The organism is Kitasatospora sp. NPDC058063, assembly GCF_042885395.1.
GTDB classification, from domain to species: domain Bacteria; phylum Actinomycetota; class Actinomycetes; order Streptomycetales; family Streptomycetaceae; genus Kitasatospora; species Kitasatospora lactacystinica.
The window spans coordinates 206,348-231,199 of the sequence record NZ_JBHVSD010000006.1 but is presented as its reverse complement, the minus strand read 5'-3'; the positions used below and the strand labels follow the sequence as shown (position 1 = coordinate 231,199).

24 protein-coding genes are annotated in these 24,852 nt (G+C 73.2%); 13 read left to right on the top strand and 11 right to left on the bottom strand.

The window, feature by feature from the left end:
* Positions 1-25: 25 nt before the first annotated feature.
* Entirely contained in the window at positions 26-1,252 is a 1,227-nt protein-coding gene (gene kynU / locus ACFVUY_RS12740) for a kynureninase (RefSeq protein WP_387689558.1), read from the bottom strand.
* 92 nt (positions 1,253-1,344) lie between these two features.
* Entirely contained in the window at positions 1,345-2,175 is an 831-nt protein-coding gene (locus tag ACFVUY_RS12735) for a tryptophan 2,3-dioxygenase (protein WP_387689556.1), read from the bottom strand.
* 187 nt (positions 2,176-2,362) lie between these two features.
* On the opposite strand from ACFVUY_RS12735, the gene ACFVUY_RS12730 reads away from it, so the two are divergent.
* Both ACFVUY_RS12730 and ACFVUY_RS12725 read left to right on the top strand, forming a co-directional pair.
* Positions 2,363-2,824: an Lrp/AsnC family transcriptional regulator gene (locus ACFVUY_RS12730; RefSeq protein ID WP_387689553.1), complete on the top strand. Its 462-nt coding sequence runs from the start codon at positions 2,363-2,365 to the stop codon at positions 2,822-2,824.
* A 92-nt stretch (positions 2,825-2,916) separates the two neighbouring features.
* A complete protein-coding gene (locus tag ACFVUY_RS12725; RefSeq protein ID WP_380553437.1) occupies positions 2,917-3,456 on the top strand; it encodes an NADPH-dependent FMN reductase in 540 nt (179 codons plus the stop codon).
* A gap of 87 nt (positions 3,457-3,543) precedes the next feature.
* Here the strand turns inward: ACFVUY_RS12725 and ACFVUY_RS12720 are convergent, their stop codons facing one another.
* Positions 3,544-4,176: a MarC family protein gene (locus ACFVUY_RS12720; RefSeq protein ID WP_387689547.1), complete on the bottom strand. Its 633-nt coding sequence runs from the start codon at positions 4,174-4,176 to the stop codon at positions 3,544-3,546.
* Between the two features lie 221 nt (positions 4,177-4,397).
* On the opposite strand from ACFVUY_RS12720, the gene ACFVUY_RS12715 reads away from it, so the two are divergent.
* From ACFVUY_RS12715 to ACFVUY_RS12705, 3 genes are all read left to right on the top strand, one after another.
* Positions 4,398-4,958, top strand: coding sequence for a DoxX family protein (locus ACFVUY_RS12715; RefSeq protein ID WP_387689545.1), 561 nt, complete (start codon positions 4,398-4,400; stop codon positions 4,956-4,958).
* Between the two features lie 123 nt (positions 4,959-5,081).
* A complete protein-coding gene (locus tag ACFVUY_RS12710; RefSeq protein ID WP_387729590.1) occupies positions 5,082-5,708 on the top strand; it encodes a hypothetical protein in 627 nt (208 codons plus the stop codon).
* 314 nt (positions 5,709-6,022) lie between these two features.
* Positions 6,023-7,846, top strand: coding sequence for a glycosyl hydrolase family 18 protein (locus ACFVUY_RS12705; RefSeq protein ID WP_387689539.1), 1,824 nt, complete (start codon positions 6,023-6,025; stop codon positions 7,844-7,846).
* 125 nt (positions 7,847-7,971) lie between these two features.
* Here the strand turns inward: ACFVUY_RS12705 and ACFVUY_RS12700 are convergent, their stop codons facing one another.
* On the bottom strand, positions 7,972-8,553 hold the full coding sequence (locus ACFVUY_RS12700; protein WP_359907163.1) for a MarR family transcriptional regulator: 582 nt from the start codon (positions 8,551-8,553) through the stop codon (positions 7,972-7,974).
* 144 nt (positions 8,554-8,697) lie between these two features.
* Here ACFVUY_RS12700 and ACFVUY_RS12695 point away from each other — a divergent pair, with 144 nt between their 5' ends.
* The 4 genes from ACFVUY_RS12695 (at position 8,698) to ACFVUY_RS12680 (ending at position 13,638) form a co-directional block, all read left to right on the top strand.
* Positions 8,698-10,002, top strand: coding sequence for an MFS transporter (locus ACFVUY_RS12695; protein WP_387689536.1), 1,305 nt, complete (start codon positions 8,698-8,700; stop codon positions 10,000-10,002).
* Between the two features lie 187 nt (positions 10,003-10,189).
* The gene (locus tag ACFVUY_RS12690; protein ID WP_387729588.1) at positions 10,190-11,836 is read left to right on the top strand and encodes a dolichyl-phosphate-mannose--protein mannosyltransferase; all 1,647 of its coding nucleotides are present in this window, start codon (positions 10,190-10,192) and stop codon (positions 11,834-11,836) included.
* Between the two features lie 117 nt (positions 11,837-11,953).
* The gene (locus ACFVUY_RS12685; protein WP_387689530.1) at positions 11,954-12,739 is read left to right on the top strand and encodes an ABC transporter permease; all 786 of its coding nucleotides are present in this window, start codon (positions 11,954-11,956) and stop codon (positions 12,737-12,739) included.
* Between the two features lie 314 nt (positions 12,740-13,053).
* Positions 13,054-13,638 (top strand): TMEM165/GDT1 family protein, encoded by a 585-nt coding sequence (locus ACFVUY_RS12680; protein ID WP_387729587.1) that lies wholly within the window; start codon positions 13,054-13,056, stop codon positions 13,636-13,638.
* A 121-nt stretch (positions 13,639-13,759) separates the two neighbouring features.
* Here the strand turns inward: ACFVUY_RS12680 and ACFVUY_RS12675 are convergent, their stop codons facing one another.
* Positions 13,760-15,079, bottom strand: a complete 1,320-nt coding sequence (locus ACFVUY_RS12675) for a peptidoglycan-binding protein (protein WP_387729585.1) — start codon at positions 15,077-15,079, stop codon at positions 13,760-13,762.
* A 437-nt stretch (positions 15,080-15,516) separates the two neighbouring features.
* On the opposite strand from ACFVUY_RS12675, the gene ACFVUY_RS12670 reads away from it, so the two are divergent.
* The gene (locus ACFVUY_RS12670; protein WP_387729583.1) at positions 15,517-17,589 is read left to right on the top strand and encodes an MFS transporter; all 2,073 of its coding nucleotides are present in this window, start codon (positions 15,517-15,519) and stop codon (positions 17,587-17,589) included.
* Positions 17,590-17,614: 25 nt separating this feature from the next.
* Positions 17,615-18,094, top strand: coding sequence for an adenylate cyclase (locus tag ACFVUY_RS12665; protein WP_387729582.1), 480 nt, complete (start codon positions 17,615-17,617; stop codon positions 18,092-18,094).
* Positions 18,095-18,108: 14 nt separating this feature from the next.
* Here the strand turns inward: ACFVUY_RS12665 and ACFVUY_RS12660 are convergent, their stop codons facing one another.
* Positions 18,109-18,600, bottom strand: coding sequence for a MarR family winged helix-turn-helix transcriptional regulator (locus tag ACFVUY_RS12660; RefSeq protein ID WP_387689515.1), 492 nt, complete (start codon positions 18,598-18,600; stop codon positions 18,109-18,111).
* A gap of 20 nt (positions 18,601-18,620) precedes the next feature.
* Here ACFVUY_RS12660 and ACFVUY_RS12655 point away from each other — a divergent pair, with 20 nt between their 5' ends.
* Positions 18,621-19,058 (top strand): cupin domain-containing protein, encoded by a 438-nt coding sequence (locus ACFVUY_RS12655; protein WP_387729581.1) that lies wholly within the window; start codon positions 18,621-18,623, stop codon positions 19,056-19,058.
* A gap of 70 nt (positions 19,059-19,128) precedes the next feature.
* Entirely contained in the window at positions 19,129-19,452 is a 324-nt protein-coding gene (locus ACFVUY_RS12650) for an antibiotic biosynthesis monooxygenase (protein ID WP_117487522.1), read from the top strand.
* Between the two features lie 73 nt (positions 19,453-19,525).
* Here the strand turns inward: ACFVUY_RS12650 and ACFVUY_RS12645 are convergent, their stop codons facing one another.
* The 5 genes from ACFVUY_RS12645 to ACFVUY_RS12625 all read right to left on the bottom strand — a co-directional run bounded on the left by ACFVUY_RS12645 (position 19,526) and on the right by ACFVUY_RS12625 (position 24,735).
* Positions 19,526-20,374 (bottom strand): LysR family transcriptional regulator, encoded by an 849-nt coding sequence (locus ACFVUY_RS12645; protein ID WP_387729580.1) that lies wholly within the window; start codon positions 20,372-20,374, stop codon positions 19,526-19,528.
* Positions 20,375-20,611: 237 nt separating this feature from the next.
* Positions 20,612-22,015 carry a hypothetical protein gene (locus tag ACFVUY_RS12640; protein WP_387729578.1) on the bottom strand — a complete coding sequence of 468 codons (1,404 nt, stop codon included), beginning with the start codon at positions 22,013-22,015 and terminating at the stop codon, positions 20,612-20,614.
* Positions 22,016-22,158: 143 nt separating this feature from the next.
* A complete protein-coding gene (locus ACFVUY_RS12635) occupies positions 22,159-22,572 on the bottom strand; it encodes an NUDIX hydrolase (protein WP_387729577.1) in 414 nt (137 codons plus the stop codon).
* Positions 22,573-22,667: 95 nt separating this feature from the next.
* On the bottom strand, positions 22,668-23,318 hold the full coding sequence (locus ACFVUY_RS12630) for a M15 family metallopeptidase (RefSeq protein WP_387729575.1): 651 nt from the start codon (positions 23,316-23,318) through the stop codon (positions 22,668-22,670).
* Positions 23,319-23,412: 94 nt separating this feature from the next.
* The gene (locus ACFVUY_RS12625) at positions 23,413-24,735 is read right to left on the bottom strand and encodes an XRE family transcriptional regulator (protein ID WP_387729572.1); all 1,323 of its coding nucleotides are present in this window, start codon (positions 24,733-24,735) and stop codon (positions 23,413-23,415) included.
* Positions 24,736-24,852 lie beyond the last annotated feature (117 nt).

Genomic DNA, 24,852 nt, shown 5'->3' with positions numbered 1-24,852 from the left:
GGTGGGCCCAGTCCCGGTCCCCGGCCTACGTCACCTCGCCCCGGCGGGAGAAGCGCTCCGCCCGCCACTCACCGCTCTCCAGCACCTCGGCCAGCTGCCGGGCCGCGTCCCAGACCTCGGTGTACGACACGTAGAGCGGCGTGAAGCCGAAACGCATCAGGTCCGGTGCGCGGAAGTCGCCGATCACCCCGCGCTCGATCAGGGCCTGCACCACCGGGTAGCCGTCGGCGTGCCGCAGCGCGACCTGACTGCCCCGCCGGGCGTGCTCGCGCGGGGTCGCCACCTCGACGCCGTCCAGCCCCTCGGTCAGCGAGACGAACAGATCGGTCAGCGCCAGGCTCTTCGCCCGCACCGCCGCCTGGTCGACCCGCTCCCAGACGTCCAGCGAGGCGTCGAGGGCGGCCTGCCCGAGCAGCGAGGGCGAGCTGGTGAGGAACCGGCCGATGCCCGGCTTCGGGTCGTACCCGGGCTCGAAGGCGAACGGCCGGGCGTGGCCGAACCAGCCGCTCAGCGGCTGGAGCGGGCCGGCCGCCAGGTGCCGCTCGGCGACGTACAGGAAGGCCGGCGAACCGGGGCCGCCGTTCAGGTACTTGTAGGTGCAGCCGACCGCGAAATCCGCGCCGGCGGCGCCGAGTTCGACCGGCAGCGCGCCCACCGAGTGGCACACGTCCCAGATCATCAGGGCGCCCGCGGCCTGCACCCGGGCGGTGATGCCGGGCATGTCCAGCAGCTCGCCGGTGCGGTAGTCCACGTGCGAGAGGACGACCGCGGCGACGTCCCCGTCCAGGTGGCGGTCCAGCTCCTCGGGGCGGATCAGCGCGCTGCGCGCGCCCTCGACCAGACCGGTCACGCCCTCGGCGATGTACAGGTCGGTGGGGAAGGCCTCGGCGTCACCGAGCACGGTGCGCCGGCCCGGACGCAGCCGCAGCGCGGCCGACAGCACCTTGAAGAGATTGACCGAGGTGGTGTCGCAGACGACCACCTCCGCCGGACCGGCGCCGATCAGCGGCGCGATCCGCCGTCCCAGCCGGTACGGCTGCTCGAACCAGCCGGCGTCGTTCCAGCTGCGGATCAGCTCCCGGCCCCACTCCTCCTCGACCACCCGGCGCACCCGCTCGGGCGTGCGCACCGGCAGCACGCCCAGCGAGTTGCCGTCCAGGTAGATCACCCCGTCCGGCAGGGCGAACTCCTTGCGGAACGCCGCCAGCGGGTCGACGGCGTCCAGCGCCGCGCAGTCCTCGCGCGTGATCATGCCCGTCCTCTCGTTCCCCTGGTTACCCTCGCTCACGGCCCGCTCCGTCACGGCCCGCTCCGTCACGGCCCGCTCCGTCACGGCCCGCTCCGTCACAGCCCGTCCCGGATCGTCCACAGCTCCGGGAACACGTCCTGCTCGGCCGACTTGCGCAGCCAGGTCAGTCCGCTGGAGCCGCCCGAGCCGGGCTTGCCGCCCATGGTCCGCTTGACCGCCGAGAGGTGGCGCTGGCGCCAGCGGGTGACCCGCTCGGCCACGTCCAGCAGGGCCTCGCCGAGCGGCTGGAGCGCGGCGGACTCCGGCTCGGTGTACACCCGCCGCCAGGCCGCCTCGACCTCCGCGGACGGCTGGTGGCGCTCCTCGGAGGGCGCCCGGTGCGGGGCCAGGCCGCGGCGCGCCAGCAGCGCCAGTGCCTCGTCGTACAGGCCGGGGGAGCGCAGGGCCTCGGTCAGCTCGGCCTGGGTGTCGGGCATCCCGTCGTACATCTTCAGCAGCGCGGCGTTCTTGTTGCCGAGCAGGAACTCCAGCCGCAGGAAGGCGGCGGACTGGAAGCCGGAGGCCTCGCCGAACAGCGAGCGGAAGGAGTTGAACTCGTGCGGGGTCATGGTGGCCAGCAGGTCCCAGGACTCCACCAGTACGTCCTGCACGTGGGTGCCCCGGCGCAGCGCGGCCAGCGCGGCGGGCAGGTCGTCCTCGCGCAGTGCCTGCCGGGCGAGCGTCCACTCGTGCCGCAGCAGGTCGAACAGCAGCTCCATCACCTGGGTGGTGACGATGAACGACAGCTCGGCCGGCTCCTTGCTGCGCGGGTGCTGCAGGCCGTGCAGCTCCTCCAGGCGCACGTACTGGGCGTACGGGGTGCCCCGGCCCGGTGCTCCGCCCCGACCGAACGACAGGTTGGGTGTCTCCACCGTGTCGTGCCCCATCCCGATCCTCCTGATCCTCCGGGCCGCATCGCCCGGTCCGGTGAACCAGCCGGACTGCCGGGTTCCACCGGGTGCCCATTGTGCGGTGGCGGTGCCCCCCGTTTGAATGGTCGACGGGCATCGCAACCGCCTTCGGAGCTGTTGTTCGCGATGCGTTCCGCCGATTCGCTTTACGAATGGAAATCTCTTGATCCCGACCACCCGGGAGGTCGCCTTGGACGCCGTTGACCGCCGCCTGCTCGCCGAGCTCCAGGCCGACGCCCGGCTCTCGTACAACGAACTCTCCCGCCGGGTGAGCCTGTCCGCACCCGCGGTGGCCGAACGGGTCCGCCGGCTGGAATCCGAGGGGGTGATCAGCGGCTACCACGCCCACGTGGACCTCACCCGGGCCGGGCTGCCGATCACCGCGCTGGTCCAGATCCAGTGCTACGGCCCGCGCTGCGTGCTGCGCGATCCGGAGGTGCCGACCTGGCCGGAGGTGGTCCAGCTGCACCGGGTCACCGGCGGGGCGTGCTGCGTGCTGCTGGTCGCGGTGTCGACGATGGCCGAGTTCGAGGCGGTGTGCGACCGGCTCGGCGGCTACGGCCAGCCGTCCAGCTCGATGATCCTCTCCAGCCCGGTGCCCTGGCGGCCGGTGGTGCCGCGCTGACCGCTGCCACTGCCACTGGTCCACGGCCGGTGCCGATGGCGGGCGGCGGGCGGCTGTCCTTGACGCGGACGTCAAGGAGTAGGTTGCCCGGCATGCCGAACGAGCGCCACATCCTGCTGCTGCCCGGGAGCCTGCGAGCCGGTTCCACCAACGAGACCGTGCTGCGCACCGCGGCCGCCGTGGCCGCGGCCGCCCCGGGCCTGCGGACCACGTACTACGCCGGGCTGGCCGGGCTGCCGCACTTCAACCCGGACCACGACACCGACCCGCTGCCGGAGCCGGTGGCCGAGCTGCGGGCCGCGATCGAGGCGGCCGACGCGCTGCTGGTCTGCACCCCCGAGTACGCCGGGACGCTGCCGGGCGCGTTCAAGAACCTGCTGGACTGGACGGTCGGCGGGATCGAGATCTCGGACAAGCCCACCGGCTGGATCAACGCCGCCGGTCCGGGCCGCGGCCAGGGGGCCGAGGCCACCCTGCGCACCGTCCTCGGCTACACCGGCGCGGCCGTGCTGGACGAGGCCTGCGTCCGGCTTCCGCTGGAGCGCGGCGCGGTCGGCCCGGACGGGCTGGTCGCCGATCCACTGGTCCGCGAGCGGATCGGCGAGGTGCTGGCACGCCTCGCGGCCGGCTGACCCGGGCGGGCGCCGGGCCCGGCTCCGTTCAGGGCCCGTGAGCGCCGTTCGGCACCCGTCGGGGCCTGGTGCGGGTACGGTGCGGGCTCAGTGCCCCTCCGGCAGGTGCACTCCCAGCCCGGCCAGGCCCTCCAGGAACAGTTCGACGCCGACCGCCGCCAGCAGCAGCCCGAGCAGCCGGGACAGCACCTCCAGCGAGGTGCGGTGGGTGCGTCGCATCAGCGGCGCGAGCACCGCCACACAGAGGTAGTTGATCACCGCGACGGCCACGTACGCCCCGGAGACGGCGGCCTTCCAGCCCAGGTTGTCCTGGTTGAGCGAGGCGACCAGGACGGCCGTGATGGCGAGCGGGCTGGCGATGTACGGCAGCAGCAGTTCGCGGATGCCGTCCACCAGCGGGTTCGACAGGTGTTCGTCGTCGTCGGCGTCCGAGCCGAGGTGGACGCCGAAGACCAGGGCGACGGCGTAGACGAAGAAGATCGCCCCGCCCGCGAGCTGGAGCGACTGGTCGCTGATGTGGAAGAGGGTGGTCAGCTCGTCGGCCCCGAAGCCGAGCACCAGGCCGATCACCGCCGCGATGGCCGTGCTCAGCGCGGCGAGCCGGCGCAGCTCCCGGTTGCTGCGGGTCCCGGCCAGCCGGGCGAAGGCCAGCAGGGTCTTCGGCGGGCCGACCACGGCGAAGAAGGTGATGAAGGCGCTGCCCAGGTTGAAGACGAACATGGGCCAAGCATGACCTCGGGGCCCCGGGCAGCCGGTCCGCCACGCCCCGCGGCCGGGCGCGGCGTGGATCACCCCGCCGGCGGTTCATTCCCGGTCGGGGCCGAATTCGCCCGGATGGCGGCCCCGGCTCGAAGGGACGGGCGCCCTCGGTTGCTATGGAGGCAGGACCGTCACCACTGTCACCGAGCGGGGTCACTCCGCCGCGGAAGCGAGGATGCGACATGTGCCTGAACCGTAAGGACCTGGGCCTGCTGGCCCTGCGCGGCGCGGTCGGCGGCGTGCTGATCGCGCACGGCACCCAGAAGCTGTTCGGCTGGTTCGGGGGCGGCGGCCTGGAGGGCGCCACCCACGCCATGGAGCAGATGGGTTTCCACCCGGCCCGGCAGAGCGCGCTGGCGGCCGGCCTCGGCGAGGCGGGCGGCGGTGCGCTGCTGGTGGCCGGGCTGGCGACCCCGGCGGCCGGCGCGGTGGTGGCGGGGACGATGGCGGGCGCGGTGTCGGTGCACGCCCCGGCCGGCTTCTTCGCGATGTCCGGCGGCTACGAGTACCCGGCCTTCCTCGGTGCGACCGGCCTGGCGCTCGGCCTGGCGGGCGCCGGCCGGTACTCGCTGGACCACCTGACCGGCCACGTCTTCGACCGGCCGTGGCTCGGCCTGGCGTCCTTCGTGGCGAGCGCCGCCGGGGCGTACGGCGTCGTCGCGCGGCGCCGCCACGTGGTGCGGCTGCGCGAGGAGCGGGCCGCGGTGGAGTCGGACTCCCAGGAGGGCTCGGGGCTGTCCTGACGCGCGCTCCCGGCCCGGCTCACCCGGAGGCAGCAGCCCTGCTGGCGGCGGCCCCGCGGCCCTCGGAGGGTGGGCGTGGAGGTGTGCCGGGCAGCCCGGCGCCGACCGGAAACGAGGGACCGCATGGACCGCCAGCCGCTCACCCGAGCCAGCTCCCCGACCCCGCCGAGGGTCACCGCGCAGGACCTGGACGCACCACCGGTGCGTCACCAACGCCGGGCGTTGGCGGGGGTGTTGGTCGCGGCGGTGGTCGGCGCGACGGCGCTCGCGGGCTGTTCCTCCTCCTCGAAGAGCGTGAGCGGCGTGGCCTCCGCCGCGGCGTCCGCGGTGGAGAAGGGCGCGAGCGCCGTCGCCTCCGCCGCCTCGGCGCTGGGCTCGGCGGCCGGCGGGGCGGGGTCCGCGATCGCCTCGGCCGAGGCGCGGGCCTCGGCGGCGGTGTCGGCGGCCTCCTCGGCCGTCTCCGGGATCAAGGGCGGGCTGGACGCCAAGGGGGACGTCACCGCCGGGGCGGTGACCACCGGTTCGGACGGCAAGCCGCAGGTGCCGCTGACCGTCACCAACCACGGGCAGCAGTCGTACCGGTACGTGATCCAGGTGAACTTCACCGACGGGTCGGGCAAGGTGCTGGACGCGGCCGCGGTGACCATCCAGGACGTGGCGGTCGGGCAGAGCTCCCAGGCCACCGCGCACGCCCACCGGGACCTCTCCGGCACGGTCAAGGCCGAGGTGGCCAACGCCGTCCGCTACTGACTCCGGGGCCGGCTCGGGGCGCGGCCGCCCAGCTCAGCGCGGGGGTGGAACCTTAAGCGGGTCTCAAGGCCCAACGGCACCCCTTGACGGGGGAGTTGGTCTAGTCCATTTTTATTGCCCAGGTGCAGGGAGCCCCTGAACCGGCGTCAGCGGCCTCGTGCCGCGGGCGCCGGTTCGGCACATCCCGGTAGTCCGTCATGGTCTGATCCCGCTCGATTCCCCACCCACACCTGTCATGTCCCGGTCGTCCGGCCCCACCCCGGACGCGCGCCCCCGGGCCGACGGGAACCCCCACAACCAGGAGTCACGCACCCATGCTGCGCTCACGCATTGAAAGGGCCGGGACCCCGGCGCCGCAGGGCGGCCGCCGACGCCGCCCGAAGAGCATGGCCGCCATCGCGGCCGGCACCACCGCCTCCCTGCTGCTCGGCGCAGGCCTCGCGCTGTCCGGCGGTGGCGCGGCCAACGCCGCGACCACCAACTCCACCGGCGCGCCCGCCACCAGCGGCGGCATCAAGGTCGCCTACTTCGACCAGTGGTCGATCTACGCGAACGCGTACTACCCCAAGACGATCCAGGACACCGGCGTCGCCAAGAACCTGGACTACCTGATCTACTCCTTCGCCAACATCCACCCGACCGACCTGGGGTGTTTCGAGGCCACCAAGGCCGCCGACACGAACGACAACAACCCCAACGCGGGTGACGGCGCGGGCGATGCGTTCGCCGACTACCAGAAGAGCTTCGGCCCGGACATCTCGGTCGACGGCGTCGGCGACGTCTGGAACCAGCCGATCGCGGGCAACCTCAACCAGCTGAAGAAGCTGAAGGCGAAGAACCCGAACCTCAAGGTCCTGCTCTCGCTGGGCGGTTGGACCTACTCCAAGTACTTCTCGCCGGCCTCCGCCACGGACGCCTCGCGCAAGCACCTGGTGTCGTCCTGCATCGACATGTTCATCAAGGGCAACCTGCCCAAGGACGCCGGCTTCGGCGGCCCGGGCTCGGCGGCCGGCGTCTTCGACGGCATCGACATCGACTGGGAGTACCCGGGCGGTGGCGGCCACACCGGCAACCTCTCCAGCCCGGCGGACAAGCAGAACTTCACCGCGCTGCTGAAGGAGTTCCGCACCCAGCTGGACGCGCAGGGCACGGCCGACAAGAAGACCTACGCCCTGTCGGCGGCGGTCGGCGCCGGCCAGGACAAGATCATGAACGTCGAGACCGACAAGATCGGTCAGTACCTGACCTTCCTCGACGTCATGACCTACGACATGCACGGCGGCTGGGACGCCCAGGGCCCGACCAACCACCAGGCCGCGCTCTACTCGACCCCGGACGACCCGTCGACCCCGGCCAAGCCGGGCAACGGGAAGTACTCGATCGACAACGCGATCAAGGCCTGGACGGCCGGTGACAAGGAGTACGGCATCCCCGGCGGCTTCCCCGCCAACAAGATCAACATGGGTGTGCCGTTCTACTACCGCGGCTGGACCGGCGTGAAGGACAACGGCAAGCACGGCCTGTTCCAGCCCGCCACCCAGCCGGCGGCCGGCGCGGCGATGTCCGGCAACCAGCCCGGCATCCAGATGTACAAGGAGCTCGCGGGCTTCGTCGACAACCCGTCCAAGACCTTCTGGGACGACGGCGCCCAGGCCACGTACTTCTACGACGGCAACACCTTCTGGAGCGGTGAGGACGCCAAGTCCATCCAGGCCAAGCTCGACTACGCGCACTGCAACGGCCTCGGCGGCTCCTTCGCCTTCTCGCTGTACGACCTGGGCACCAAGACCGCCCTGTTCGACAAGATGGTGAGCGCCACCAACGGCTCCGCGTCCGCCTGCCCGGCCCCGCCGACCGGCACGCCGACCCCGACCTCCACCGGCACCCCCACCGGCACGCCGACCGGCACCCCCACGGGTACGCCGACCGGTACCCCCACGGGCACCCCGACCGGCACCCCGACCACGCCGGCCTCCTGCCCGGCCGCCCCGAGCTGGGACACCGACACCACCTACGCGGCCGGCGGCACCAAGGTCTCGTGGAAGGGCCACTACTACACCAACAAGTGGTGGACCAAGGGCGACGACCCGAGCCTGAGCGGCCAGTGGGGCGTCTGGACCGACAACGGCCCCTGCTGACGGTCCACCGGACCGCCGAGGGCCCGACGGACCCCCGCAGCACCTGAAGCGACGGGTCCGGCCCGCCGGGAGGAGCATCCTCCCGGCGGGCCGGACCCGTTTCGCGTTCCCCGGCCTCCCGGGGGTCAGTCCAGGCCGGCGGTGCGCCCGAGCGCGTCCGGCCGGCTCTCCTCGATCCGCCGCAGCATCCGGCCCAGCATCGCGGAGAGCGCGGTCCGCTCCTCGCCCACGACGTCCTGGAGCAGCTCCTCCTCGAAGACCGCGGCCATCCGCATCGACTCCAGCCACTTGTCGCGGCCGGTCTCGGTGAGCTCGATGATCACCCGCACCCGGTTGGTCTCGTCCCGCTCCCGGGTGACCAGTCCGTCCGCCACCATCCGGTCGATCCGGTGCGTCATCGCCGCCGGGGTGAGCCCGAGGCGCTTGGCCAGCTCGCCCGGGCCCAGCCGGTACGGGCTGCCGGACACCACCAGCGCCTTGAGCACCTCCCACTCGGCGGAGGTGATTCCGAGCACAGTCAGCTGCCGGTCGTACGCCACGCCCATCCGCCGGGAGACCCGGTTGAGGGTCTGCACGATCGTCTCCACCTGGGGGTCGACGGTGGGGAATTCCCGCTGGTAGAGGGCCACCTGCTCGGCGATGCCGAACTCCAGGGGGGTGGCCGGGGCGGGCTTGCCGGCAGCCGGCGGCGGCTTGTCCGTAGTCATGCGGACCAGTGTCGCACGAGGGTGCACTCCTTAAGCCTTTGACTCCGCAGTCTTCGGGTGCTAAGACTTTATCTCGTCAAACTTTAGCTCTGAAATCTTCTGGACTTAAGAGTATCCAGTTGAAACCAGGAAGGGATGTGCACGGTGACCGGCACGGTGAAGCAGCAGAGGCAGCAGCGGCGGGGAGCGGGCGGCCCGCTGCGCCGCGTCCAGATCGGCAACGCGCTCAGCGCGTTCGGCAGCGGGTTCACGATGCCGTACATGTTCGTGTACGTGGACCAGGTGCGCGGGCTGGGCTCGCTGGCGGCCGGGATGGTGTTCACCGTCTTCGCGCTGGCGGCCCTCGCCGTCCTGCCGTTCACCGGCCGCGGCATCGACAGGTACGGTCCCCGCCCGGTCCTGCTGGCCGGTACGGCGCTCGCCGCCACCGGTGCGTTCGCCTTCGGCCACGCCACCGGCACCCCGGCCCTGCTGGTCTCCTCCTTCCTGTTCGGCGCCGGTGTCACCACCTGCCAGCCGGCGCTCGCCACGATGATCGTCCGCTGCTCCACGGCGGCCACCCGCTCGCACGCCTTCGCGCTCCAGTTCACCCTGGTCAACCTGGGCATGGGCATCGGTGCGCTGGTCGGCGGGCAGATCGTGAACGTGTCGGACCCGGCCAGCCTGACCCGGCTGTTCACCATCGAGGCGGTGACGTTCCTCGGCCTCGCCCTGGTCACCGGCACCGCCCGGATGCCCAGGACCCAGCTGACCGCCGTCCACGGAAAGGCCGACGGCCCGACCGGTCTGCGCGCCCTGCTCGCCGACAAGGCGATGGTGCGGCTCAGCATCCTCGCCGGGCTGATCTTCTTCACCTGCTACGGCCAGTTCGAGTCCGGCGTCGCGGCCTTCGCCACCGACACCGTCGGCACCGCGCCCTCCACCCTGGGCTTCGCGATCGGCGCCAACGCGCTGACCATCGTGGTGCTGCAGATGTTCATGGTGCGGATCACCGCCAAGCGCCGGCGCACCACCGCGATGGCCGCGGCCGGCGTGGTCTGGCTCGGCGCCTGGGCGATGGCCCTGGTGGCCGGCCTGATACGGACCGAGACCATGGCCGCCACGGTCGCCATCGTCTCGATCTACGCCCTCTTCGGCGTCGGCGAGTCGCTGCTCGCGCCCACCATGGGCCCGATCGTCGCGGACCTCGCCCCGGCCCGGCTGCTCGGCACCTACAACGCCGGGTACGCCCTGGTGAAGCAGATCGCCATCGCGGTCGGCCCGGCCGTCGGCGTGCTGCTGGTCGGCTCCGGCACCTGGCCGCTCTACCTGGCGGCCATGGCGGGCTCCACGCTGCTGATCGTCGCCATGGCGCTGCGGCTGCGCCCGTACCTCACGCCGGAGCAGGACAACGCGGCCCCGGCCGTCGTCCACGCCGTCCCGGTCCGGGAGCTGCAGACCGCCGCCTAGCGGAACGGGCGGCAAGGGGGTTCGAAACGGGCGCCGACCAGGTCACCTGGTCGGCGCCCGTCGCGCTTGGCTTCGCGCGCACCGCCACATAGTGTCAGTGGCTGTTGACCGCCCTGCCCCGGCCGGAGCGGCACGACCCGGGCGGAGCCAGGACCCGGACAGAGCAGACAGGCGAATCGGCGAGGCTATGACGCAAGCGGCGCTCACGCACCCACCGGCGGCCCCGGCCACCGCCGCCCCGGCCCCGGCCCCGCGCGGGGGCCTGGTCCGCTGGGCGGCCGACCGCTCCGGCTGGCTCGGACCGATCGCCGTGGCGCTCTTCGCCGGCCTGCTGCGGTTCTGGAACCTCGGCCACCCCGGCTCCTTCGTCTTCGACGAGACGTACTACCCCAAGGACGCCTGGTCCCTGCTCCGGCAGGGCTACGAGGGCACCTGGCCCGACCACGCCAACGCCGACATCCTGTCCGCTCCGCAGTCGATCCCGCTGACCTCCGCGCCCGAGTTCATCGCCCACCCGCCGCTCGGCAAATGGGTGATGGCGGTCGGCGAGCAGCTGTTCGGACTGAACCCCTTCGGCTGGCGGTTCATGACCGCCCTGCTCGGCACCGTCACCGTGCTGATGCTGGCCCGGATCGGCCGCCGCCTCTTCGGCTCCACCCTGATCGGCTGCACCGCCGCGCTGCTGATGTCGGTGGACGGCCTCCAACTGGTGATGAGCCGGGTCGGCCTGCTCGACGGCATCCAGATGTTCTTCGTGCTCGCCGCCTTCGGCAGCCTGCTGATCGACCGCGACCACGTCCGCGCCCGGCTCGCCGTCGCCGCCGAGACCGTCGGCGGCGAGAGCGTCGGCGGCGACGCCGTCCGGCTCGGGTGGCGCCCCTGGCGGATCGCCGCCGGGGTGCTCCTCGGTGCCGCCTGCGCGGTCAAGTGGAACGGCGCCCCGATCCTCGCCGCCTTCGGCGTCCTGACCGTCCTGTGGGACCAGTCCGGCCGCCGCGCCGCCGGCGCCCGCCGTCCCTGGCGTTCCATGCTGCGCCGGGACGCCGTCCCCGCCTTCCTCGCCATGGTCGGCTCCGCCGTGGTGGTGTACGTCGGCGCCTGGAGCGGCTGGCTCGCCACCGGCGGCTCCGGCCCGACCGGCGGGGGCGGCTACGACCGGCACTGGGCCGACGGGCGCGCCGGGCTCTCCCCGGACAGCGTCCTCGGCATCCCGCTGCCGCAGGTCCCGATGAGCTGGGTGCCCGCGTCGCTGCGCAGCCTGTGGCATTACCACTCGCAGATGTACGACTTCAATACCGGTCTGAGCACCCCGCACACCTACCAGTCCAACCCCTTCGCCTGGCTGGTCGACGGCCGCCCCGTCTCGATGTACTGGGAGCAGATCCCGTACGGGCAGCGCGGTTGCACCTCCTCGGGCGGCTGCGCCTCGCAGATCCTCGGCCTCGGTACGCCCTTCCTGTGGTGGACGGCCTGCTTCGCGCTGGTCTACCTGCTGTGGCGCTGGTTCTTCCGGCGGGACTGGCGTTCGGGCGCGGTGCTGTGCGCGGTGGCCGGGATCTACCTGCCCTGGTTCCGGTACCAGGAGCGGACGATCTTCTCCTTCTACATGGTCGTGCTGGTGCCGTTCCTGTGCCTGGCCGTCGCCCAGATGCTCGGCGCGATGCTCGGTCCGCCCGGGTGCACCCCCGAGCGACGCCGGATCGGGGCGATCGGGGCCGGGGCGGTCGTGCTCGCGATCGTCGGCTGCTTCGCCTTCTTCTACCCGCTGTACACGGCGGAGGTGATCCCGATGTCGTCCTGGCAGGACCGGATGTGGTTCACCAGCTGGATCTGAGGGCCCGCGCCCGATGGGCCGGATCTGGACGGATTGGATCTGCGCGAGTCGGATCTGTGCGGGTCGGATCTGCGCGGGTGGGATCTTCGCGGGTCGGATCCGAAAGGGCCGGATCTGATGGCCCCGGCGGACCTGGCGGCCTCCGGCGGCCAGCTGCTGCCGGTCACCCCGGTGCTCGGGGTGGTCACCGCCGTGCTGCTGCTGGCCGCCGTCGCGGTGGCCGGGCGGGGACTGCTCGGCCACGGGCACGCGGTGCTGCGGGCCGGGCTGCGGGCCGTGGTGCAGCTGGCCGCCGTCGCCGCGGTGATCACCTGGGTGGTCGCTTCGCTCTGGTGGTCGGCGCTGTTCGTGGTGCTGATGTTCTCGGTCGCGGTGCGCACCGCCGGACGGCGGATGACCCGGGGCCCGGCCTGGGTCTGGGCGGCCGCCCCGATCGGCGCCGGGGTGCTGCCGGTGCTCGCCCTGCTGCTGGGCGTCGGGCTGCTGCCGCCCGAGGGCCTGTCCGTCATCCCGGTCGCGGGCATCCTGATCGGCGGGGCGCTCAGCGCGACCTCGCTGGCCGGGCGGCGGGCCCTGGACGAGCTGCGGCTGCGGCGCGGCGAGGTGGAGGCCGCGCTGGCGCTCGGCTTCGAGGAGCGCGACGCCCGGCTGGAGATCTGCCGGACGGCGGCGGCGACCTCGCTCGTCCCGGCGCTGGACCAGACCCGGACGGTCGGCCTGGTCACCCTGCCCGGGGCCTTCGTCGGGATGCTGCTGGGCGGGGCCTCGCCGGTCCAGGCGGGGGCGGTGCAGCTGTTCGTGCTGATCGGGTTGCTGGCGGTGGAGTCGGTGGCGATCGTGGTGGTACTGGAACTGGTCGGGCGCGGGCTGATCGCGGCCGAGCCGGACGGGGGCGCCCGGTAGGCGGGTCGACAGCCGTCGAGCGCCGCCGGCCGCCGTCGACCGCTGTCGGACTCCGTCGATCCCCGTCGGCCGCCGTGGATCTCTCGGGGCGGGTCGGTCGACGCCGTCGGGTACGCTTGGGGCCGTTGAAGGGGAGTAGCCCTCCACCGGACCGTCGACATACTGGCCCCCAGGGGCCCGGCGCCCGGGGTACCGCTCGATGAGCGGTGCCGGCGAGACCTTCGGCCGCAGTGCTGTGACCATGACCAGTGCTGTCGGGCCGAAGCGTCCCCTGACGGACCTGCGGAGGCCGGGCAGCCCGACCGAGGACTCCTATGAGTATCACCGTTGCCGCGTTGACCTTCGGCATCATCTTCCTGGCCGAACTGCCGGACAAGACCGCGCTGGCCAGCCTGGTGCTCGGCACCAAGTACCGTGCGAGCTACGTCTTCGCGGGCATCGCCGCGGCCTTCGCCCTCCAAGTGGGCCTCGCGCTCGTCGCCGGGCACCTGCTCACGCTGCTGCCGCACCGCTGGGTGGAGGGCGTCACCGGCCTGCTGTTCCTGGTCGGCGCGGCGATGCTGCTGTTCCACGGCGGCGAGGACGAGGACGAGCACGCGGCCAAGGAGCCGTCCTCGAACAGCTTCTGGAAGGTGGCCGGGGCCAGCTTCGTGGTCGTCGCGATCGCCGAGTTCGGTGACCTGACCCAGATCATGACCGCCAACCTGGCCGCCAAGTACGCCGACCCGCTGGCCGTCGGCCTCGGCTCCTGGCTGGCGCTGTGCGCGGTCGGCGGGGTCGCCATCGTGGGTGGGCAGAAGCTGCTCAAGTACGTGCCGATGAAGCTGATCATCCGGGTGGCGGCGACGATCATGGTCGTGCTGGCGGGCATCAGCATCTTCGGGGCGATCACCGGCTGACCGGCCGGCGGGGTCACGGGCGGGGCGGCGGCTGCCGACGGGCGGCCGCCGCCCCTTTCCTGTGCCCTGCGCTCGGACGGGGGCGGCAGCCCGGCTCAGCAGCCGGGGTCAGCTTTCGGAGTCAGCAGCCGGGGTCGGCGGTGAGGGAGGCCTGGGTCTTGGGGCCGTAGACGCCGTTCTCGCCCTTGATCCGGTTGTCGCGCTGGTAGCTGGTGAGCACCGACTGGGTCCAGTAGTCGAAGGTGCCGGTGACGATCGACTTGTCGATGAATCCGCATTCGGCGGCGTACAGACGCTGCTGCATGTCCTTGACGTCGGCCCCGCTCATCCCGAGCTGGAGCTGCCGCGGGCTCGGCGCCTGGGTCGGCGTGGGCGTGGGTGTGGGCGTCGGGGTGGGGACCGGAACGGGCGCCTGGACCGGAGGCGGCGGCGGAGGCGTCGGCGTGGCGGCCGGGGGCGGGGTGGTCGTCTTCGTCGGGCTCGGCCTGCGGGTGGGGGCGGCCGTCGGGCTCGGTGCCTCGCTGGTCGGCGCCGCGGCGCTCGGAGCGGGCACCGCCAGAGTGGGCGGGTCCACCGGCGCGGGCGCCAGGGTGCTCGTCGGCAGCGGCTGCGCCTGCTTGGCCGGCGGCTCGTTGGAGGGCGTCACCGCGTACGCGACACCGATGGTGAGCGCCACCAGGGCGGCGCCGGCCCCGGCGAGCAGCCCCTTGCGCTGGGCGAGCGGGTTCCGGTCGGCCTGTTCGGCCGCCCTCCTGGCGGCCCGGCCGCCACCGGCCTCCGGCCCGGGCACGGCCTGACCGGCGTTCGGGGCCCGACCGGCGTTCGAGGCCGGCCCGAGGTCCGGCGCCTGCCCGAAGGAGAAGAGGCCGATCTCGTTCCCGGCCGGCCCCGAGGGCGGTACCGGCGGCAGCACGGTGGTGGCGTACGCCTCCGGGTGGGCGCCGAGGTCCGGGTAGCCGTCGGTTGCCGGGTAACCGTCGCCTGCCGGGTAGCCGTCGGCACCCGGGTAGGCATGCGGGTCCGGGTAGGCAGGTGCGTCCGGGTAGCCGTCGGCGTCCGGGTAGCCGTCGGCGTCCGGGTAGCCGTCGGCGTCCGGGTGGGCACCGACGCCCGGCCCGAACGGGGCCTGCCCCGGGGCGACGGGCGGCAGCACGGTGGTGGCGTACGCGTCCGCGTCCGGTCCGAGCGGCGGAGCGGCCGGCGGCCCGGGCCGCCCCGGGGGTACGGGCGGCAGCACCGTGGTCGCGAACGGGTCCACCACCGGTGCGTTCGGGTGGGTCTCGTCGGCCAGCTGGTCGGCGGTCTGCGGGACGTACGGGCGGACCAGCGGCGGGCCCTCGATGTGGGGCAGGACGGCGGTCTCGGTGAGGCTCGGGTCCGGGACGCAGCCGCACCCGGTGGAGCGTGCGGTGCCGCACGTCGGGCAGTGCTGGTCCGGCATCGGCCGGTCCTCCTCGGTTTCGCGTCGACTTCGCGGGCGGCTGTTCGGTCGTCGGGCTGTTCGGCTGTTCGGTCGTTCGGTGCGCCGTCCGGGCGGAACCGGGCGCACGATCGCGCCTGATTATGCAGGACCGCCCGAAGGGTGGACAGGGGCGTCCGTCCCCCCGCGGGGAGGTTGTGCCGATTGGTGCCGGTTGGCTCTCCGGAGAACGCCCGGGGCGCGGCGGTTGTCCCCGGCGCTTACGCTCGGCTCAACCCGGTGGAACAAATCGGGACGAACCAGCGAGCGTTGTGAGCTGGGAGTGATCATCTGCCCGGCCCGGCCGACGGGCCCGCGACCCCGTACGGAGACGCCATGCCCACGGAGACGTCGTGATGTCGACGGAGAAGCCATGGCCGACGGAGAAGCCATGAGGGAGAAGCCATGACGGAGACGTCATGACGGAGCCGCACGCCGCGTCCGACCGGAGCACCGCGGCCGGGACCGGCCCGCCGGCGGTCACCGTCCCCAACCTCTGGGTGCCGATCGGCGCCCTGCTGCTGGCGATGCTGCTGGCCGCCCTCGACCAGACCATCGTCTCCACCGCGCTGCCGACCATCGTCAGCGACCTCGGCGGCCTCGACCACCTCTCCTGGGTGGTCACCGCCTACCTGCTGGCCTCCACCGCCGCGACCCCGCTGTGGGGCAAGCTCGGCGACATGTACGGCCGGAAGCGCTTCTTCCAGGCCTCCATCGTGATCTTCCTGCTCGGTTCGGTGCTGTGCGGGATTGCCCAGAACATGGGCGAGCTGATCGCCTTCCGCGCGCTCCAGGGCCTGGGCGGCGGCGGGTTGATGGTGCTCTCCCAGGCGATCGTCGGCGACCTCGTCGCCCCCCGGGACCGCGGCCGCTACCAGGGCCTCTTCGGTGCCGTGTTCGGCGTCACCAGCGTGCTCGGGCCGCTGCTCGGCGGAGTGTTCGTCGACCACCTCAGCTGGCGCTGGGTCTTCTACATCAACCTGCCGATCGGCATCGTCGCCCTGGTGGTGATCGCGACGGTGCTGCACGGGCGGGAGGTCCGGCGCGAGCACCGGATCGACTACCTCGGCACCGTCCTGATCGCCGCCGTCGCCACCTGCCTGGTGCTGATGACCTCGCTCGGCGGGACCACCTGGGCCTGGACCTCCTGGCAGACCGTCGGCCTCGGCGTGCTCGGCCTGGTGCTGCTGCTCGCCTTCGTCCTGGTCGAGCGGACCGCGGTGGAGCCGGTGCTGCCGCTGCGGCTGTTCCGCTCGCGGACGTTCAGCCTGGTCGCGGTGATCTCCTTCGTCATCGGCTTCGCGATGTTCGGCGCGCTGACCTACCTGCCGACCTTCCTCCAGGTGGTCCAGCAGGTCTCGCCGACCATGTCCGGCATCCACATGCTGCCGATGGTGCTCGGCATGCTGCTCACCTCGATCGGCTCCGGCCAGATCGTCGCCCGCACCGGCCACTACCGGATCTTCCCGATCGCCGGGACGGCCGTGACCACCGTCGGGCTGCTGCTGCTCTCCCGGCTGGACGAGCACAGCAGCACCGCCGAGATGAGCTTCTACTTCCTGGTCTTCGGCCTCGGGCTGGGCCTGGTGATGCAGGTGCTGGTGCTGATCGTGCAGAACTCGGTCGGCTACGAGGACCTCGGCGTGGCCACCGCGGGCGCCACCTTCTTCCGCTCCATCGGGGCCTCCTTCGGCGTCTCCATCTTCGGGACGGTCTTCGCCAGCGGCCTGCGCAGCCGGCTCGCCGACGCGCTGGCGGGGGTGCCGCTGCCACCCGGCTTCCAGCCGGAGACCATCACGGCCGACCCGCGGGTCATCCCCCAACTGCCGGCCGCCGTCCAGCCGGCGGTCTACCACGCGTACGCCGAGTCGATCACCCGGGTGTTCCTGTACGCGGTGCCGGTCGCGGTGGTCGCCTTCGTGCTGTCGCTGTTCCTGCGCGAACAGAAGCTGCGCTCCACCGTCACCGCGCCGGACCTCAGCGAGTCCATCGGCGTCAATCCGGTCGAGCGCAGTTCGCTGGACGAGATCGCCCGCGCGCTCTCGGTGCTGAACAGCCGCGAGGCCCGGCGCGACCTCTTCCGGCGGATCACCGAGACCGCCGGACTGGACCTGCGGCCCGCCTCCAGCTGGCTGCTCCTCCAGATGCACCAGCACGGCTCGGTCGAGCCGGCCGAACTGGCCGAGCGGCGGATCGTCCCGGTGGCCGTCGTCGAGGAGGCCGCCCGGGAGGTGGAGGGCCGGGGGCTGGCGGCGCGGTCCGGCGGGCTGCCGCTGCGGCTCACCGAACCGGGGGAGGAGGTGGCGCTGCGGCTGGTCGCCGCCCGGCGCGCCCAGCTCGCCGAACTGCTGGGGGACTGGGACGAGGAGCGGTACGCCGAGCTCGCCGGGGTGCTCAACCGGCTCAGCTCCTCGCTCTGCGCGGACCTGCGGGACCGGCCGGACTCCTCGGGGCCGGAGCCGCCGTACCGTGGGGAGGGCCGGTCGTTCTGACGGCCTGCCGGAAGGGTGGTGCGGAATGCCGCTCGAAATCGAGCGCAAGTTCCTGCTGGGTGACTTCGAGCCGCCGGACACGGCGGTGCGGCAGCACATCGAGCAGGGGTACATCGCGATCAAGGACGACGGGACGGAGGTGCGGCTGCGGCGGATCGCCGGCAGCTGCGTCCTCGGTGTCAAGCGCAAGGACTCCTCGGCCGGCGCGCCGGTCCGGATCGAGGTGGAACGCGAGCTCGGGGAGCGGGAGTTCACCGAGCTCTGGCCGGCCACCGAGGGCGCCCGCCTGGTCAAGGACCGCTACACCTTCGAGGCGTCCGGCGTCACCGTCTACGCGGACGTCTACCAGGGGGAGTTGGCCGGGCTGCGCACCGTCGAGGTCGAGTTCGGTTCGGAGGCCGAGGCGGAGGCGTTCTCGGCGCCGGAGTGGTTCGGCGCCGAGATCACCGGCGTGAAGGCGTACAAGAACCAGACCCTCGCGACCCTCGGACTCCCCGGGTCCTGACCTCGGTGCCGGGGTTACGGTGCCCCGAACCAGCGCGGGGTGTCGAGGCGGAACGGGTCGCCGGGGGCGAGCCGGCGCAGGCCGTCCTCCAGTTGCCGCAGCTGCTCCTCGCCCAGGGTCGCGGCCCACTCCTCGCGCAGCTCGTCGAAGATCCGGGCGGAGCGGACCAGGCAGTCCACCCCGCGCCCGGTGAGCCGGACCAGCTTGCGCCGGGTGTCGGAGGGGTCCGCGGCGCGCTCGACGTAGCCGAGCTGCTCCAGGGTGTCGACGGTCTTGCCCGCCGCCTGCTTGGTGACGCCGAGGCGGCGGCCGAGTTCGGAGGCGGTGGTGCCGTGCGGGCCGATCGCCTGGAAGACGAAGCCGTGCATCGGGCGCAGGTCGGGATGGCCCTCGCGGGCGATGCGTTCGTGCAGCTCGTCGATGATCGTCCGGAAGGCGAGCAGCAGGCGCAGCGGCAGCTCGAAGCCCGGCGGGGGCGCTTCACTTGACACGATAGACAACCTCATTGACCATATAGACAACTTCATTGACCATCTTAGGGGGTTCCTTCACCATGCCCGTGATCCGCCGGACCGACGCCCGCCGCACCGCGACCCCGAACGCCGTCATGACCACCTGTGCCTCGCCCACCCAGGGCTCCGCCGCCCTCGCCGTCTGGCACGTCGACATGGCCGCCGGCACCAAGGGCCCGCTGCACGCCATGGACACCGAGCAGGTCTGGACCCTGCTCACCGGCACCGCCCGGGTCGACCTGGCCGGGGAGGCCCTCACCCTCGCCGCCGGCGACACCGCCGTCCTCCCCGCCGACACCGCCCGCCAGGTCGCCACCACCGACGGCTTCACCGCCGTCGTCGCCTCCCCGTCCCCCGCCCACGCCTACAACCCCGACGCCCGCACCCCCGAGGGCGCCTGCGGCCTCGCCCCGCGCGACGACCAGCGCGTCCTGCCGCCGTGGATCGCCTGAGCCGCAGCCTGTGAGGTGTAGCAGACTGCTCCCCGTAAGCAGTCACCGGAGCAGAAGGAGTGTGCGCCCAATGTCCGTCGTCAAGATCAACGTGCTGACGGTACCGGCCGAGCAGCGCGAGGTGCTGGAGCAGCGCTTCGCCTCCCGCGCCGGCGCGGTGGAGAACTCGGACGGCTTCGAGTGGTTCGAGCTCCTCCGCCCGGTCGAGGGTACCGACCAGTACCTCGTCTACACCCGCTGGCGCAGCGAGGAGGACTTCAAGGCCTGGATGGAGGGCCCCATGAAGGCGGCCCACCAGAACGGCCCCTCCGGCGAGGCCCCCAAGCGCCCCGCCGCCTCCGGCTCCACCCTCTGGTCCTTCGAGGTCGTCCAGTCGGCGGGCCCCAAGGCCTGACGTCCGTACGGTAGTTGCGCGCCCCGGGGTTCACGGAACCCCGGGGCGCGCTGCTGTGTGCGGGGGCGGGCGGTCAGGCGGCGAAGGGGGCGTGGTCGGCGCGCCAGAGGAGGCGGAGGTGGAGGGGTGGGGGGTCGAGGGGGAGGCGGGTGAGGGTGCCGGTGGTGAGGTGGTCGTGGACGGCGTGGGTGGGGAGGAGGGCGATGCCGAGGCCCTGTGCGGCGCAGGCGCGGGTGGTGGGGACGGCGCCGGTGCGGAGGCGTTGGACGTGGTGGCCGAGGAGGCGTTCGCCGGCGAGGTGGTAGGAGCAGGCGGGGGTGTCGACGAGGAGGCGGTGGCCGCGGAGGTTCTCGGGGGTGAGGGTGGTGGTGCGGGCGAGCGGGTGGGTGGGGGCGGCGACCAGGGCGAGGGGGACGGCCTGGAGGTCGAGGTGGTCGAGCGGGGCGGGCGGCAGGGGGAAGCCGAGTGCGCCGAGCGGGCCGGGGGCGTCGAGGACGAGGGCCGCTTCCAGGGCTCCGGCGGCGACGCCGTCGAGCAGGACGTCCCGGGTGGCGTCGGTGTGGAGGGAGATGTCCAGGCCGGGGCGGCGGTCGGTGAGGCGGGCCAGGACGGCCGGGAGGTGGGCGGTGGCGACGGCTCTCAGGACGCCGAGGCGCAGGCGGGTCCGGGTGACGGCGACCTCGCGGCGGGCCTGTTCGGCCTGGTCGAGGAGCCGTCGGGACCAGGGCAGCAGCCGTTCCCCGGCCGAGGTGAGGGTCAGGTCGCGCCTGGCCCGGTCGAACAGGTCGGTGCCGAGGCTGTGTTCGAGGGTGCGGACCTGTTCGGAGACGGAGGCCGGGGCGAGTCCGAGTGCCACGGCCGCGCCGGTGACGGTGCGGTGGGTGACGACGGCGTCGAAGACGCGCAACTGACGTAGTTCCACTGGTTTCCCCGGTTCCCCCGAAGGTCCGTACCGTGCCCGTGCGAGTGCTGCGGGACAGGGTACGGGGGTGTACCGGGGGGTGGATGGGGATTCCGGTCGGTTCGGTGGCTTCGGCGGACCGCGTGCTGCCCGGCCGCGGCCCGCAGGCCGGGCTTCGGGCTCCTGCAGCGAGCAGGGGACTCCTCCTCGGTGCCCCGCCCGGCCGGTGGGTGCCGGGCGGGGCACCGAGGGCGGTGGTCACCCGGCCGGGTTCTCCGTCCGTACGGCGAGGGCGTGGGCCTCGTGCAGGGTGCCGGTCGCCTCGGTGTGGTCGCCGTGGACGAGTTGGGCCATCGCCAGGTCGGTGAGCGCCCTGACCAGGCGCCGGGTGTCGTGGGCGGGGCCGGTCGCGTGGAGGCGGCGTTCGATCCGGACGCTCCGCCGCAGCCGGGGGAGCGTGAGGTGGGCGTAGTAGCTGGGATGGTCGCCACGGACCGCCCGGCGCAGGTCGAGCCGCCGGGTGAGGGTGCCGAGGGCGGCGAGCAGGTCGCGGTCCTCCGGCAGGGGCAGTGGGCCGTCGGCGTGCTCGGACGGGTCCTCCTCGTCGGGCAGGCAGTCGGTGGGCTCGGGCTCGCCCGTGATGGCCTCGACGGCCCGCGCGAGGGTGACCAGTCCGTCCTCGAAGGACGCGCGCAGGCTGAAGGACCAGTGGTGGAGGTCCAGGCCCAGCACCGGCTGGAGGCGCCGTCCCGGGTCGACGCCGAGCGCGAGCGGGTCCGGGGCGTCGGCCGCGGCCTGTTCGTCCCGCACGCCGGAGCGGGCGAACAAGGCGCTCCGCAGGCCGTCGTTGAAGCCGAAGTTGCCGGTGTCGCCGCGGGCGGGCAGGCGCTCGCAGGAGCGGGCGGCGTCCGCGAGCAGCCGGTGCGACTGTTCGGTGCGGCCCAGATCGGCGAACCACAGGGCGGCGCCGGCCTCCCGTAGGGCCGGGACGGGACTGCGGGCCGGTTCCGTGCGGCCCTCGCGCAGCCAGGCGAGGGCCTCGTGTTCGACGGCCACGGCCTCCTCGGTGCGGTCCGCGAGGCGGAGCAGCACGGTGAGGTCGAGCAGTCGCCACGTCAGGTCGCTCCCGCCGGCCTCGGTCACCGCCCGGGAGCGGTCGGCCACCGCGCGGGCGGCGTCCACGGCCTCGTCGAACCGTCCCGCCTCGGCGAGGCCGTGGGCGAGGTCGGCGTACAGGACGGCGGCCTGGCCGAGGCCCTCCACCGGCTGGTCCGCTTCGGCGCGCCGGGCCAGATCGGCCGCCTCCTGCCGGGCGGCGAGGGCGGGGCCGTCGGCGTGCGCCAGGGAGTGGTGCTGGGCGAGGGAGGACAGCGCGCGGGCGGCAGCGGCCAGGTGTTCGGTGCCGCCGTCGGCGACCAGGGCGCGGTAGATGCCGGCGGACTCCTCCAGGAACGGGACGGCGTCCTCGGGCCGGGGCCTGGGCCGGCCGTAGGCCCGGCCCCGCAGCGCCTCGGCCAGCGCGGGCAGGCCCGAGGCGGGGTCGGTGCGGGCCTGGGCCCGGAGCCGGGCGACAGTCTCGTCGGTGACCGGCTCCCGCCCCGGGCGGCGGGCTCGCGGTACGGCGTGGTCGTGGTCGGACGGGGCTCCGTGCGCGGTTGTCACGCGATTCCTTCCAGCGCGGGGACGAGCGGTCTCCCGTCCGAACGTCCGTACACCGAGGATGAGTTCCGGACACCGGGGCGCTGCTGAGCGGGAAGTCGGACAGGCCGACTTCTCGCGCGGGCTCGTCCGCCGCCGCCCACGCCCTACCCGGCGAGCGTGCCGTCCAGGTACTCCCGCACCGGCGGGAACAGCGGGAACGGCACGTAGCGGTCCAGCTCGGCGCGGGACGCCCAGACCACCCGGTCCAGCTCGTCGGAGTCCACCACGGTGGCGGTGCCGCCGACCACCTCGCAGGCCGTGTACACCATCCGCCGCCCGTTCTGCGGGTGCACCCGCTCGCCGAGCAGCCGGGCGGCGGCGACGTGGAGGCCGGTCTCCTCGGCGGTCTCGCGGACCGCCGCCGCCTCGGGGGACTCGTTCGGCTCGACCTCCCCGGCCGGGAACTGCCAGGACAGCTCGCCCTCGGCGACCCGCCGCCGCACCATCAGCACCCGGCTGTCCTTGACGACGATCGCGACGGCGACGGCGGGGAGTCGCTCGGGGGTCTGCTCGGTCATCGCTCTGCTCCTCGGGCGGGCAACGGTGTCGACGCCATCCTGGCCCGGGACCGCAGGCCCGCTCGGCAGGCTCCACGGGCCGCGTGTCGTGTCGGCTACCCGTGCGCCGGCCCGTAGAGCGCGGCCGGTGCGCCGGTGGCCAGCGCCCAGTAGCGGTCCCCGTACGACCAGTGCCACCACTCGGTGGGGTAGTTGACGAGCCCGGCGCCGGTCAGGACGTCGCAGAGGAGCCGCCGGTTGGCGCGGGCCTCGGCGCCGATGCCGTCCGCGTCGGTGTAGCAGGCCCCGGCGCTCTCCTCCGGGCCGGCGTTGACCCTGGTGCCGAGGTCGAGCTCACGGCCGTCGGCGTCGACGAGGGTGAGGTCGACGGCGGCCCCGGCACTGTGCGGCGCGATCTCCGGCGGCGAGACGTAGCGGCTCGTCGCCGACCTGATCCGGTCGGCGGGCCAACCCGGGTTCGCGGCTTGCAACTCGGCGGCGTACTCGTCGAAGTAGCGGCTCTGGAGAGCCGGTGGCCGGTATCCCTCGACGAACAGCAGCCGCAGGCCGTCGGGCAGCGCGGCCTGCGCGTCGAGCAGGCGGTCGAGCACCCCGGCCCGCAGGCGCGCGAAGGCGCCGGTCCCGTCCTGCTTGCGCTCGTCGACCAGGAGCCCGCTGCCGCTCCGTACGTCCAGCAGCTGCTCGTCGCGGGGCGCGACGGGTATCGCGGCGACCTTCGGGTCGGACATGAGGATGATCTCGTTCAACACGTCTCCTGGTGAAGGAAGTCGGGGCTGTGCGGCCGATCAGGACGATCAAGCCCCGCCAGTCTGGCATCGGGAGCCGTGCCGGCGGATCGGTTCATGTGGCCCGCAGGCGGTCCAGGAACTCCGGGACGCCGTCGACCCGGCGGTAGGGCTTGAAGGCAGGCGCGAGTTCGCGGACCAGGGCGACGCAGCGGGGCGCGCCGATGCGGGTGGCCAGGTCGAGGGACTCGGTGGTGACGGACAGCGCCTGCTCGATGTCCTTGGCCTTCAGGTGGCTCCGGGCCTGGTATGTCAGGAAGATGCCGCGTGTCTTGTCCCTGGCGCGGGGCAGCAGTGCCATCCCCTCTGCGATGAGGGCATGGGCCTCGCTCGACCGGTCCAGGTCGAGGAGGCACTGGCCGGAGTCCACGGCCAGGTCGGCGGGGCTCATCCAGGCGCACCACCCGGGAGCGGGGTCGGTGACGTCGACGGCGAGGGCGGATTCGGCGTCGGAGAGGTCCCGGTAGCAGGCGGAGCGGTCGCCGAGTGCCGCATGGGCCCTGGCGCGGCGGAGGAGGAGCAGGGAGCGGGCGGTGGGGTGCGAGACGCCGGACAGGGCGTGTCCGAGCTGGTCGACGGAGACCTTCGATTCGCCGAGCCAGTTGGCCTGGTAGGCGAAGTCGGACAGCACTCCGGCGCCGTGGTCACGGTCGCCGGCGGCGTTCGCGGATTGGAGAGCGGCTTCCCAGAGCTTCCCGGCCGCCCAGTGCCGGCCTCGGTCGAAGCGGTGCCAGCCGCTGGTGGTGGCGAGTGAGGCGGCCAGGCGGTGGAGGCGGCGGCCCGTCCCCTCGTCGTAATGGCCCTCCTCGATCAGGTCCGTGACGGTGGTCAGGTGGGCGTCCACCAGCCGGGCGGTGTGCTGACGCTGTTCGGTGGGCATGGCCGTCAGCGTCCTGCCGGTGCCCTCCAGCCAGTCCACGAGTGCGCCGTCCACTCGCTTGCCGCTCAGGGCCGAGGCGAGGCGTTCGGGCTCGGCGGGCTCGGCGGCGGCCCACTGGGCGGCCAGGCCGCCCAGTGAGATCGCGCTGAAGGTCATGAAGGTGCGGCGGTCCATGGCGGCCCTCTGTGCGTCGTGGAGTGCGTGAACGGTGTGAGCGGCCCCCAGCGGCAGCGGTTCGTCGCGTCCGGGCAGCCAGTAGGGCCAGCCGTACGCCTCCAGGTCCGAAAGCGGGACGTCGAAGGCCTCGGCGATGAGGAGTTGGGAGTCGGTGTTCGGCGTCTTGCGCCAGTGCTCCCACCGGCTGATGGCCGTCTTGTCGGCACCGGAGAGGAGTCCGTGACGGCGGGCGGCCTTGTTCAGCTCCGCGACGAGGTCGCCCTGCGACCAGCCGCGCAGCTCACGTGCGTAGGCGAGGGGGTGCCGGATCGGGTCGTCCACGGGGCCAATCCCATCATCGACAGTGACCGAGAGCTTACTGTCGGCGAGGGCGGGACAACCCCGGGACTACGGACAATGCCTGTTCGGCGACCGCGACTTGGGCTGTACTCGACTCAC

Bases quoted from the DNA above. Each gene is read 5' to 3' on its own strand.
- ACFVUY_RS12735 (WP_387689556.1), bottom strand. From the start codon at position 2,175: ATGGGGCACGACACGGTGGAGACACCCAACCTGTCGTTCGGTCGGGGC.
- kynU (WP_387689558.1), bottom strand. From the start codon at position 1,252: ATGATCACGCGCGAGGACTGCGCGGCGCTGGACGCCGTCGACCCGCTG.
- ACFVUY_RS12705 (WP_387689539.1), top strand. From the start codon at position 6,023: ATGCTGCGCTCACGCATTGAAAGGGCCGGGACCCCGGCGCCGCAGGGC.
- ACFVUY_RS12650 (WP_117487522.1), top strand. From the start codon at position 19,129: ATGTCCGTCGTCAAGATCAACGTGCTGACGGTACCGGCCGAGCAGCGC.
- ACFVUY_RS12675 (WP_387729585.1), bottom strand. From the start codon at position 15,079: ATGCCGGACCAGCACTGCCCGACGTGCGGCACCGCACGCTCCACCGGG.
- ACFVUY_RS12710 (WP_387729590.1), top strand. From the start codon at position 5,082: ATGGACCGCCAGCCGCTCACCCGAGCCAGCTCCCCGACCCCGCCGAGG.
- ACFVUY_RS12720 (WP_387689547.1), bottom strand. From the start codon at position 4,176: ATGTTCGTCTTCAACCTGGGCAGCGCCTTCATCACCTTCTTCGCCGTG.
- ACFVUY_RS12665 (WP_387729582.1), top strand. From the start codon at position 17,615: ATGCCGCTCGAAATCGAGCGCAAGTTCCTGCTGGGTGACTTCGAGCCG.
- ACFVUY_RS12680 (WP_387729587.1), top strand. From the start codon at position 13,054: ATGAGTATCACCGTTGCCGCGTTGACCTTCGGCATCATCTTCCTGGCC.
- ACFVUY_RS12700 (WP_359907163.1), bottom strand. From the start codon at position 8,553: ATGACTACGGACAAGCCGCCGCCGGCTGCCGGCAAGCCCGCCCCGGCC.
- ACFVUY_RS12725 (WP_380553437.1), top strand. From the start codon at position 2,917: ATGCCGAACGAGCGCCACATCCTGCTGCTGCCCGGGAGCCTGCGAGCC.
- ACFVUY_RS12715 (WP_387689545.1), top strand. From the start codon at position 4,398: ATGTGCCTGAACCGTAAGGACCTGGGCCTGCTGGCCCTGCGCGGCGCG.
- ACFVUY_RS12660 (WP_387689515.1), bottom strand. From the start codon at position 18,600: ATGAGGTTGTCTATCGTGTCAAGTGAAGCGCCCCCGCCGGGCTTCGAG.
- ACFVUY_RS12690 (WP_387729588.1), top strand. From the start codon at position 10,190: ATGACGCAAGCGGCGCTCACGCACCCACCGGCGGCCCCGGCCACCGCC.
- ACFVUY_RS12635 (WP_387729577.1), bottom strand. From the start codon at position 22,572: ATGACCGAGCAGACCCCCGAGCGACTCCCCGCCGTCGCCGTCGCGATC.
- ACFVUY_RS12685 (WP_387689530.1), top strand. From the start codon at position 11,954: ATGGCCCCGGCGGACCTGGCGGCCTCCGGCGGCCAGCTGCTGCCGGTC.
- ACFVUY_RS12670 (WP_387729583.1), top strand. From the start codon at position 15,517: ATGACGGAGCCGCACGCCGCGTCCGACCGGAGCACCGCGGCCGGGACC.